The organism is Methylobacterium symbioticum (assembly GCF_902141845.1).
GTDB lineage: Bacteria > Pseudomonadota > Alphaproteobacteria > Rhizobiales > Beijerinckiaceae > Methylobacterium > Methylobacterium symbioticum.
In genome coordinates, this window is sequence record NZ_CABFPH010000145.1 from 1 (window position 1) to 10,591 (window position 10,591).

10 protein-coding genes and 1 pseudogene are annotated in these 10,591 nt (G+C 71.1%); 3 read left to right on the plus strand and 8 right to left on the minus strand.

Annotation, left to right across the window (positions count from 1 at the left end; all coding sequences use genetic code 11):
- Nucleotides 1-201, minus strand: a pseudogene (locus tag MET9862_RS26595) (Holliday junction branch migration DNA helicase RuvB); the annotation flags it as partial.
- A gap of 91 nt (nucleotides 202-292) precedes the next feature.
- Nucleotides 293-1,171, minus strand: coding sequence for a glutamate racemase (murI, locus tag MET9862_RS26600; RefSeq protein ID WP_142585949.1), 879 nt, complete (start codon nucleotides 1,169-1,171; stop codon nucleotides 293-295).
- A gap of 223 nt (nucleotides 1,172-1,394) precedes the next feature.
- Between murI and egtB the strand changes: the two genes are divergently transcribed.
- Together egtB and egtD are read left to right on the plus strand one after the other, a co-directional pair.
- Complete coding sequence (egtB, locus tag MET9862_RS26605) at nucleotides 1,395-2,660, plus strand: ergothioneine biosynthesis protein EgtB (protein WP_142585950.1); 1,266 nt, start codon at nucleotides 1,395-1,397, stop codon at nucleotides 2,658-2,660.
- 25 nt (nucleotides 2,661-2,685) lie between these two features.
- Nucleotides 2,686-3,660, plus strand: coding sequence for an L-histidine N(alpha)-methyltransferase (gene egtD / locus MET9862_RS26610; RefSeq protein WP_244612927.1), 975 nt, complete (start codon nucleotides 2,686-2,688; stop codon nucleotides 3,658-3,660).
- A gap of 134 nt (nucleotides 3,661-3,794) precedes the next feature.
- Here the strand turns inward: egtD and MET9862_RS26615 are convergent, their stop codons facing one another.
- The 4 genes from MET9862_RS26615 to MET9862_RS26630 form a co-directional block, all read right to left on the minus strand.
- Nucleotides 3,795-4,061, minus strand: a complete 267-nt coding sequence (locus MET9862_RS26615) for a hypothetical protein (RefSeq protein ID WP_142585952.1) — start codon at nucleotides 4,059-4,061, stop codon at nucleotides 3,795-3,797.
- An 88-nt stretch (nucleotides 4,062-4,149) separates the two neighbouring features.
- On the minus strand, nucleotides 4,150-6,627 hold the full coding sequence (clpA, locus tag MET9862_RS26620) for an ATP-dependent Clp protease ATP-binding subunit ClpA (RefSeq protein ID WP_142585953.1): 2,478 nt from the start codon (nucleotides 6,625-6,627) through the stop codon (nucleotides 4,150-4,152).
- A 21-nt stretch (nucleotides 6,628-6,648) separates the two neighbouring features.
- Complete coding sequence (clpS, locus tag MET9862_RS26625) at nucleotides 6,649-7,056, minus strand: ATP-dependent Clp protease adapter ClpS (protein ID WP_185157018.1); 408 nt, start codon at nucleotides 7,054-7,056, stop codon at nucleotides 6,649-6,651.
- Nucleotides 7,057-7,231: 175 nt separating this feature from the next.
- Nucleotides 7,232-7,594, minus strand: a complete 363-nt coding sequence (locus MET9862_RS26630; RefSeq protein WP_142585954.1) for a phasin family protein — start codon at nucleotides 7,592-7,594, stop codon at nucleotides 7,232-7,234.
- Nucleotides 7,595-7,830: 236 nt separating this feature from the next.
- On the opposite strand from MET9862_RS26630, the gene MET9862_RS26635 reads away from it, so the two are divergent.
- Entirely contained in the window at nucleotides 7,831-9,312 is a 1,482-nt protein-coding gene (locus MET9862_RS26635; protein WP_142585955.1) for a D-alanyl-D-alanine carboxypeptidase, read from the plus strand.
- A 125-nt stretch (nucleotides 9,313-9,437) separates the two neighbouring features.
- On the opposite strand, the gene MET9862_RS26640 is transcribed toward MET9862_RS26635, so the two are convergent.
- Nucleotides 9,438-10,154: a J domain-containing protein gene (locus MET9862_RS26640; RefSeq protein ID WP_142585956.1), complete on the minus strand. Its 717-nt coding sequence runs from the start codon at nucleotides 10,152-10,154 to the stop codon at nucleotides 9,438-9,440.
- The gene (locus tag MET9862_RS26645; protein ID WP_185157019.1) at nucleotides 10,155-10,409 is read right to left on the minus strand and encodes a hypothetical protein; all 255 of its coding nucleotides are present in this window, start codon (nucleotides 10,407-10,409) and stop codon (nucleotides 10,155-10,157) included.
- Between the last annotated feature and the right edge of the window lie 182 nt (nucleotides 10,410-10,591).

Here is a 10,591-nt window from a genome sequence, read left to right on the forward strand (position 1 = left end):
CTGGCCGGTCTTGCGGGCGGCCTCGATGAACACCTGCAGGTTCGCCCGCGCCGCACGCTGGCCCACAAACTCCGACAGGCTCAGCGGACGGATGCTCGACTCGGTGTCGTCCGCGACCTTCTCGGGGCTCAGGAGCGGGTTGGCGGCCGGCTTCTCCGGCTCGGGCTCCGGCTTCCGGGTGAGCGTTCTCGGCTTCCTCATGGATCCTTCGCGCGACCGACGCCCCTGACGACGTCCCTGCCTTGGCCCAAGCCGGCGCGCCGCTCAAGCGCCCCACCCGTTCTGGAGCGCGCTACTGGAGGACCAGCGGCATCGCCTCGACGCCGAGATCGGCCACCCCGCGGGCGGCGAGCGAGGCGCGCAGGGCGGCGCTTGCGGGGGCCCCGCCCGTGAAGGTGCCGACGACCGCGGCCATGCCGGCATCGGCCCTGCGCGGCGCCGGGCCGATGAGCTGCACCACGCGCCGGGCGATGGCCGGGGCGGGATCGATCCAGCTCACAGGCCAGGGCGCGATGCGCTCGAAGCGGGCGCGCAGCAGAGGGTAATGCGTGCAGGCCAGGCACACCACGTCGGTCCGGGCCCCATCCGCGGTGCTGACGAAGCAGGGCGCGATCTCGGCCGCGAGCGCCGCGTCCGAGACCGGCTCGCCGGCAAGCTCGGCTTCGGCGTAGTTCGCGAGGTTCGGCGAGCCGACGAGAGCGACGCGGCAGGTCTGGGCATAGGTGGCGATGAGGTCGCGGGTATAGGAGCGCGCGACCGTGCCGGGGGTGGCCAGAAGCGAGACGAGGCCGCTGCGGGTCGTCTCCGCGGCGGGCTTGATCGGCGGCACCACGCCGACGAAGGGCGTGCGGAAGCGCTGGCGCAGGGCCGGCAGCACCAGGGTCGAGGCCGTGTTGCAGGCGATCACCACGAGGTCCGGCCGGTGCACGGCGATCAGCCGCTCCATCACGGCGATCACCCGGGCGATCAGGGTCGCCTCGCCGAGGCGGCCATAGGGGAAGGCGGCGTCGTCCGCCGCGTAGACGTAGCGCCCGTCCGGCCGGACGCGGCGCACCTGCTCGAGCACCGTGAGGCCGCCGAGGCCGGAATCGAACACGAGGATGGTCGGCTCGGCCGAAGCGGGCACCGCTCCGACGGACAGGGTGGCCCCGGCCATGAGATCGATCCGCATCTGTCCAGGATACCCCGTACGCTTCGAGACGGCAGTGTCGGAGGCGAGGGTTAAGGCCATCTCACTGCGGCCGGAAAAAGGCTCCGGATCACGATCGCCGCGCCTGCCGGGTCCGGATGCCGCACCCGCGTCGCCGCGGGCAACCGGAGCCATATCTCCGCCGAAAGAACTCTCCGGGGAGCAGAACGTTTTCTCCGGGGCCCGAGGCAGAGGACGATGTGCGATGGCAGCGACAGCGGCGACCCGTGAAGCCCCGGCGCGAGAGGGCCGGGCTTTTCCGCCCCCTCCGGCGACCGCGCGGCCCATCGATCGCGCGGCGTGGCTCTCCGCCTACCGGCACGTGCGCGCCGAGACCGAGCGGCGCGCGGCGCCGCTCTCTCCGGAAGACCAGCAGATCCAGTCCATGGCCGATGCCAGCCCGACCAAGTGGCACCGGGCGCACACGACCTGGTTCTTCGAGCAGTTCCTGCTGCGCGAGCACCTGCCCGGATACGCGATCCACGACGAGCGCTGGCACTACCTGTTCAATTCCTACTACGTCGCGGCCGGCCCGCGTCAGCCGCGGATCGCGCGCGGCCTGATCACCCGGCCCGACGCGGAGGAGGTCACGGCCTATCGGCGGCATGTCGACCGGGCGGTGGAGACCCTGCTCGGCCAAGCCGCCCCGGCCGCTCTGGAGCTGGTCCTGCCGATCCTGGAGATCGGGCTCTATCACGAGCAGCAGCATCAGGAGCTGATCCTCACCGACATCCTGCACGCCTTCGCGCAGAACCCCCTCGGCGCCGTCTACGATCCGGGCTGGCGCTTCCCGAAACCTCACGGCCGCGGCGGAGCGGCTGAGCTGGACCGCGCCATCGTGCAGGTCGGCCATGCGGGCGAGGGCTTCTCCTTCGACAACGAGCATCCGCGCCACGACGCGCTGATCCTGCCCTGCACCATCGACCGGGCGCTGGTCACCAACGGCCAGTGGCAGGCCTTCATGCGGGACGGCGGCTACGCGCGGGCCGATCTCTGGCTCTCGGACGGCTGGATCGCGGCCCAGGAGCAGGGCTGGGAGGCGCCGGGCTACTGGCGCCGCGACGACGCGGGCTGGACCGTGATGACGCTCGCCGGCTGCCGCCCGGTCGAGCCCGACCTGCCGGTCACCCATATCAGCTACTACGAGGCCGACGCCTATGCCCGCTGGGCGGGGCGCGACCTGCCGAGCGAGGCGGAGTGGGAGGTCGCTGCCGGGGCCGGGCAGCTCGACGACGCCTTCGGCCTGGTCTGGCAATGGACCCGCAGCGCCTACACCGCCTATCCCGGCTACCGGCCGCTGCCCGGCGCCCTCGGCGAGTACAACGGCAAGTTCATGGCCAACCAGTTCGTGCTGCGCGGCTCCTCGGTCGCGACGCCCGAGGGCCATGCCCGCCTGCCCTACCGGAACTTCTTCTATCCTCACCAGCGCTGGCAATTCACGGGCCTGCGCCTCGCCCATCAGCGCGCCTGATCCCGTCGCATCGAGGAGCCCGCCCGTGACCGTCAAGCCCGTGTTCACTGCCGCCACGCCCGTCACCCAGGCGCCCGAGCCGCGCGCCTTCCTGGACGACGTCGTCCACGGATTCTCCCAGGCGCAGAAGACCCTGCCCGCCAAGTACTTCTACGATGCCGCCGGCTCCGACCTGTTCGAGGCGATCACCCGCCTGCCGGAATACTACCCGACCCGGACCGAGATGCGGATCCTGGAGACCCGCGGGCCCGAGATCGCCACCGCCCTGCCGCGCGGCGCGGCGCTGGTGGAGTTCGGCAGCGGCTCGACTGCGAAGGTGCGGCGGCTGCTGCCGCATCTGCCCGACCTCGCCGCCTACGTGCCGGTGGACGTGTCCGAGAGCTTCCTGCGCGAGCAGGCGACAGCCCTCGGTCAGGACTTCCCCCACCTGCGCATCGAGCCCGTCGCCGCCGACTTCACCCACCCCTTCTCGCTGCCGGCGGATCTCGGCGACGCGCCGAGGGCCGGCTTCTTCCCGGGCTCGACCATCGGCAATTTCGAGCCGGCCGAGGCCGCACGCCTGCTTCGCCAGTTCGGCGCCATCCTCGGCGAGGGCGCGGTGCTCGTCGTCGGCGTCGACCTCGTGAAGGCGCGCGATGTGCTGGAAGCCGCCTACGACGATGCGGCCGGCGTCACCGGCGCCTTCAACCGCAACGTCCTCAAGCGGATCAACCGCGAGCTCGCGGGCGGCTTCGACACGGAGGCCTTCGCCCACCGCGCCGTGTTCAACGCGCAGGATTCGCGCATCGAGATGCATCTCGTCAGCCGCGTCGCCCAGAGCGTGGCGGTGGCCGACCGGCGTTTCGACTTCGCGGCGGGCGAGTCGATCCACACCGAGAACAGCTACAAGTACACGATCGAGAGTTTCCGGGCGCTTGCGGTGCAGGCGGGCTGGACGGCCGGCGCGGTCTGGACCGATCCGGAGGCCCTGTTCTCGGTACACGCCCTGCGACGGGGCTGACCGGCTGGACCCTGTCCCGGATTCGAAAGGTCCGAGACCTTGTGCGGGTGCAGGGCGGAGCCCTGCGAAGCGGGGTCAGGGCTCCGCCCTGACCACCCGCCAGAGGGCTTCAGGCCCTCTGGACACCCTCAGACTCAGCCCGCGCGCTTCTCCATCAGCGCCTTGACCTGCATGAGCTGGTCCCAGACCTGACCCGGCGAGGTGCCGAGCGCGCTGAAACCCGCATTGACGCCCCAGTAGAGCCCGAAACAGATCACCGGCACGAGGATCCAGGCCAGGACCTCCTCGCCGCGCTTGCGCCGCTGCCGACGGCGGCGGCGCTGCTCGCGGGCCGTCAGCTTCGTCGGCGCCGGGGCGTACTGGGTTTGCGCGAGGGGGCCCTCTTGCAGGTCGTCGGTCATGGAGCCCCTCCGGATCGCGGCGGCCCCTCAACGGGCGCCGCCGCGCTCATACCGTCCCGGCCACGATCACGGAAGCCTGAGCGCAAGCTCAGGCCCGGACGAGCGGCACCTTCGGCACGGTGCGCACGCCCTTGCCGCCGGGGCCGCCCTTGTCGTCCTTCGGCGGCTTCTTGCGGCTGGCCGCCCGCGGCTTGGAGCGCTTCTTCTTCGCCGCGTTGGTGACGTCCTTCTCGGGACGCGGCGTGACCGGACCCGCCGGGAACTCGAAGCCGAGCGCGTCCTTGACGCCGGCCTTGGCCTCGGAATCCTCCGGCTTCTTCAGCACGACCCGGACCGCGCCGCCGTCCTTCAGGCGCCCGAACAGCACCTCGTCGGCGAGCGGCGTCTTGATGGTGGACTGGATCAGACGCGCCATGGGCCGGGCACCCATCGCATCGTCGTAGCCGTTCTCCACCAGCCAGTCGCGGGCCTCGTCCGACAGCTCGATCGTGACGTTGCGGTCGGCGAGCTGCGCCTCGAGCTGGAGGACGAACTTGTCCACCACCTTGGCCACGACCTCCTTCGGCAGGTGGCCGAAGGAGATGATCGCGTCGAGACGGTTGCGGAATTCCGGCGCGAACAGCCGGTTGATCGCCTCCACGTCGTCGCCCGAGCGCTTGCTCTGGGTGAAGCCGTAGGCCGACTTGGCCAGGTCGGAGGCGCCCGCATTCGAGGTCATGATGATGATCACGTTGCGGAAATCGACCTGCTTGCCGTTGTGGTCGGTCAGCTTCCCGTGGTCCATCACCTGCAGGAGGATGTTGAACAGATCCGGATGCGCCTTCTCGATCTCGTCGAGCAGAAGCACGCAGTGCGGATGCTGATCGATCCCGTCGGTGAGCAGGCCGCCCTGGTCGAAGCCGACATAGCCGGGCGGCGCGCCGATGAGGCGCGAGACCGTGTGCCGCTCCATGTATTCCGACATGTCGAAGCGCAGCATCTCGACGCCCAACGAGGACGCGAGCTGCTTGGCCGCCTCGGTCTTGCCGACGCCGGTCGGGCCGGCGAACAGGTAGGAGCCGATCGGCTTGTCGGGATCGCGCAGGCCCGCGCGGGCGAGCTTGATCGCCGAGGTCAGCGCCTCGATGGCGTTGGTCTGGCCGTAGACGACCCGCTTGAGGTTCTCGGTGAGGTTCTGCAGGACGACCGCGTCGTCCTTCGAGACGGTCTTGGGCGGGATGCGGGCCATCGTGGCGATGGTCGCCTCGATCTCCTTGACGCCGATGGTGCGCTTGCGGCGCGCCTCCGGCAGCAGCATCTGCGAGGCGCCGGTCTCGTCGATCACGTCGATCGCCTTGTCCGGCAGCTTCCGGTCGTTGATGTAGCGCGCCGACAGCTCGACCGCCGCCTTCACCGCATCGGTGGTGAACTTGAGCTTGTGGAACTCCTCGAAATACGGGCGCAGCCCCTTCACGATCTCGATCGTGTCCGGGATCGACGGCTCGTTGACGTCGATCTTCTGGAACCGGCGCACCAGGGCGCGGTCCTTCTCGAAGTACTGGCGGTATTCCTTATAGGTGGTCGAGCCGATGCAGCGCAGGGTGCCGGAGGCGAGCGCGGGCTTCAGCAGGTTCGAGGCGTCCATGGCACCGCCCGAGGTCGCACCGGCGCCGATCACCGTGTGGATCTCGTCGATGAACATGATCGCGTTCGGGTGCGCCTCGATCTCCTTCATCACCTGCTTGAGGCGCTCCTCGAAGTCGCCGCGGTAGCGGGTTCCGGCGAGCAGCGTCCCCATGTCGAGGGAGAAGACGGTGGCCTCGGCCAGAACCTCGGGCACCTCGTGCTGGATGATCTTGCGCGCGAGCCCTTCGGCGATCGCGGTCTTGCCGACGCCGGGGTCTCCGACCAGCAGCGGGTTGTTCTTCTGCCGGCGGCAGAGCACCTGGATGGTGCGCTGCACCTCGGCCTCGCGGCCGATCAGCGGATCGATCTTGCCGTCGCGGGCCTTCTTGTTGAGGTTGACGCAGTAGGTGTCGAGGGCGTCGCCCTTCTTCTTGGTGCCGCGCGCCTCGCCGTCGTCGCTCGGACGCTCCGAGGCGCCCTCTTCCTCGGAGCCGCGCACCGGCTTGGCCTCGGAGGCGCCGGGGCGCTTGGCGATGCCGTGGCTGATGTAGTTCACCGCGTCGTAGCGGGTCATGTCCTGCTCTTGCAGGAAGTAGGCGGCGTGGCTCTCGCGCTCGGCGAAGATCGCCACCAGCACGTTGGCGCCCGTCACCTCCTCGCGGCCGGAGGATTGCACGTGGATCACCGCGCGCTGGATCACGCGCTGGAAGCCGGCGGTCGGCTTCGCGTCCTGCCGTCCGTCACCGGTGAGGTTCGAGAGCTCGGTGTCGACGTACTCGACGAGGCTGCGCTTGAGCGTGTCGATCTCGACGTTGCAGGCCCGCATGACCGCGGCGGCGTCCTGGTCGTCGACCAGGGCGAGCAGCAGGTGCTCCAGCGTCGCATATTCGTGGCGGCGCTCTCCGGCCAGCGCCAGGGCGCGGTGGAGGGCTTGTTCTAGGCTGCGTGAGAAGCTGGGCAAAGCTGGCCTCTGTGTGGGTGCCTATTTCTTTTCCATAACGCACTGGAGAGGATGTTGGTGTTTGCGCGCAAAGTCCATGACCTGCGTCACCTTGGTCTCCGCGACCTCGTAGGTAAAGATGCCGCACTCGCCCACCCCGTTGTGATGAACGTGCATCATGATCCGGTAGGCGTCCTCGTGGTTCTTGTTGAAGAACCGCTCGACCACGAGCACCACGAATTCCATGGGCGTGTAGTCGTCGTTGAGGAGCAGAACCCGGTAGAGGCTCGGGCGCTTCGTCCGCGTCCGCGTGCGGGTGATGATGGCCGTGTTCGAGCGGTCGTCCCCTCCCGAGCCGCCGGTATCGCCGGCCATCCGGGGGACGTGCGCCCGGCCTAGCGCGGCGCCGGCCGGCGAGTGTGCGGTGCCCAGTATCGGGACCTGAATCATCGTTCTCGAACCGAACCCTGTGCGGCTGCCGGAGCCGCGATCTCGTCCGTCCCGGCGCGCGTGGCGCGCCGCGGCAGGTGCGCCCCGCAATCTACAGATCGATAGGCGACTTCGCCAGTCGCCTGCGCGAAACTGTCCGAGGGGAGCGGTCGGTTCCACCGGCGCCGCCGGGCGCTCAGCGGCCCCGCGCCGCGGGGATCCGGGCGAGGTCGTTCAGGAGCGCGAGCGACAGGTCGTAGAAGATTGGCATCCGCGCCGCGTTCAGCTCGCCCGCCTCGCGCAGATAGCTCATCTGCACCGCGAGGATGCCGCCCGCGCTGCGTGCGCCAGCGAGCCGCTCGGCGGCGGCCACGGCGATGTCCTGCGCCTGCTTGGCGTAGTCGTACCACTCGATGCCGATCGACCACGCCGTGCGGCTGGCGGCCCCGAGGCTCTTCAGGCCGAGATCGGGCAGGGCCTGCGCGCCCATTCCGGGTGCGCCGAAGGCGCCGCCGAACGGCAGGGACAGGAAAGGCTGGAACATCGTAGCGCCGGACATCGGACCTCCCGCATCGTCGGTCGACAAAGCGTAGTTTTGTGCGTTGCAGCAATACGGTCAAGGCCTGGGCTGGAGCCTGGCAGTGCCCTGATTTTGCCGGTTTCCATTAACCGCCGCGTAACCGCGCCTTCCTAATCTTCGACCGATGCGGCGAGGCCACGCGAATGGCGTTCGGACCGCCTGAATGGTGCGATGCAAACCGGCCGGAGCCGGTCTGTCGAGGGCGATCGAACGTGATGCGTAGCGTACAAAGCCGCTCCCGGACGGTTCCGGCGCTCGCCGCCGCGCTGACCGCCGCCGCGGTCCTCACGGCGATGACCGCGCCCGCCGAAGCGCGCCGCCGCTCGCATCATGCCCGTTCCGGCGGCGGCTACAACCCGCCCTACGCGGCCATGGTCGTGGACGTGAAGTCGGGCAAGACGCTCCACGCCGTGAACGAGGACGCGCTGCGCCATCCGGCCTCGATCACCAAGGTGATGACCCTCTACATGCTCTTCGAGCAGATGGAGCGGGGCAAGTTCGCGCTCGATTCGGAGCTCTCCATCTCGGCCAAGGCGGCGATGCAGTCGCCCTCGAAGCTCGGCCTGCGCCCCGGCTCGACCATCACCGTCGAGGAGGCGATCAAGGCGATCGTCACGAAATCCGCCAACGACGTGGCCTGCGCCATCGGCGAGAATATCGGCGGCTCCGAGGAGCGCTTCGCGCAGATGATGACGGCCAAGGCCCGCGCCCTGGGCATGAGCCGCACCACCTACGTCAACGCCTCCGGCCTTCCCGACGCCGACCAGATCACCACGGCGCGCGACCTCACCATCCTGGCCCGCGCCATCCAGGACCGGTTCCCGCGCTACTACCGCTACTTCCAGACCCGCTCCTTCGCCTTCCGCGGCCGGGTGATCGGCAACCACAACCGCCTGCTCGGCACGGTCGAGGGCGTCGACGGCATCAAGACCGGCTACACCCGCGATTCGGGCTTCAACCTGATGACCGCGGCCAAGCTCGGCGACCGCCAGATCGTGGCGATCGTGCTGGGCGGCAAGTCGGGCGCCAGCCGCGACCGGATCATGGCCGATCTCGTGCGCGGCAGCCTGCCCCGCGCCTATGCCGGGGCGCGCCAGACGGCGCCCACGGTCGAGGTCGCCGAGCGTGCCCGGCCCGCCGTGGTGGCGGATGCGGTCTCGCGCACCCGCACCCAGCTCGCCTCGGCGGACGACGACGAGGTCGAGACCACGAGCTCGACCGAGCGCACCCAGCCCCTCGACATCTCCCCCTCCCGCTCGACGGCGACCCCCGGCAGCGCAGGGTTCGCCGGCCGCACCCTGCCGAAGGCCGCCCAGGCCTATGCCGGCAGCGCCGCCCAGGCCCCCTTCCCCGGCAGCGCCAAGTCCGAGGCGCGCCTCGCCTCCGTCGAGAGCCCGGCCGCCCGCACCGAGGCGCCCAAGCCCCTGGCCAACGGCCCGCGCGTGGTGCCGACCGCCTGGGTGATCCAGCTCGGTGCCATGGACGACGAGGGCAAGGCGAAGGCGATGCTGGCCGAGGCCCGCGCCAAGGTCGGCGGCAGCCTCGCCAAGGCCGCCCCCTACACGGTGAAGGTCGAGCATGGCGGCGCCACGCTCTACCGCGCCCGCTTCTCCGGCTTCTCCGAGCAGGACGCCGCGCAGGATGCCTGCACCGCGCTGAAGCGCAGCGGCTTCAGCTGCTTCGCCACCCGGAGCTGATCTCTCCCGAGCGAACCCGGCGCCGCTGCGCCGGCACGGCCGCGATCCGTTCGATCGCGGCGAGCGCGGACGGCTGCCCGCCTCGACCCCGGTTCCTACCCTGTCCTGACAACGCGCGTGGAGTTTCAGCGATGTCGGTTCGTCAATCTGTCGCGGGCCGCATTGAGGCGGGCCGCCCGCTCCGCGCTTCCACCCTGGTCGGGATGGGCGCTCTTCATGAGGCGCCGGTGCGCCGCCCGGATCTCGTCGGCGGTCGCCCCGCGCTGAAGCCCCAGGATCTGGTACGCCTCCTCCTGCGTCATCGACCCTGGCTGCGGCGCACCGAACGGCCCCGGGTCGCGATCAGCCTCAGCGTCTACACGCCAGCCGGGACGCCGGCGGTCGAGATAAGCCTCTAGCAGGCGCAAGCCGTCCGGATCGCGCGCGCGGCAGAGCCGCACGAGGTCGCGGACCTCCGCCGGGCCGAGGGCGTCGAGGCGGGTGCCCGCCCGGGGCCCGGCGACGACCCGTCCGCCCAGCGGCTCGTCGGCGGGGCCGACCTCCAGCTCGACGAGGGCGGAGCGGAAGAGCCGCGGGCGCGGCGCTCCGGAAAACCCCTTCACGAAGTCCCGCGCGCGTCGGCCGAGCCCTTCGGCCCCCTCCATCAGCCAGACGCCGCCGAGCCCGAGAACCAGGGCCGGCAGCAATTGGCCGCGCAGCATGAACAGGGTGGCGAGGGCGAGGGCGCCCCAGGAGGCGGCCCGGCGCACGAGGCCGGCGGTCAGGCGCGGATCGAGCGTCCGCCCTTTCTTCGAGAGCCACCAGAGGCCGAAGGCGGCCAGGATGCCGAGAACGAGGAGCATTCAGCGCCGCACGCCGAAATCACCGCTGACGCGGCCGCCGATCCGGATGTCGAGCCCGTCGCCCTGTGCGCGGAAGCCCTCGCGTCGGGCCCGCGCGGCCCCCGTGCCGCAGCCGGGCCGCGGCGGCAGGCGCACGCCCTCGGGCGCGTCCTCCGGGCAGAGGTGCGAGCGGGCCGGCCCCTCGGCCGCCCTCTCGGCAGCCTGGGCCGCGCCGGCCGCGAGGACGAGCAGGATCGGCAGGGCGAGGCGGGTCACTGGCGGGTCTCCCCGGCGGCGGCGGGGGGGGGGGGCGCCCCCCCCCCGCGGGCGCCGCCCCCCCCCCGGGGGGCGGCGGGGCGGGCCGCCGCGCGGCCGCCCCCGGCGCGGGGGCCGGCGGGGGGCCCGGGGCGGCGGCGCTGTCCCCCCACCCCGCGCGCTGTGGCCCGCCCGGGCCGGGG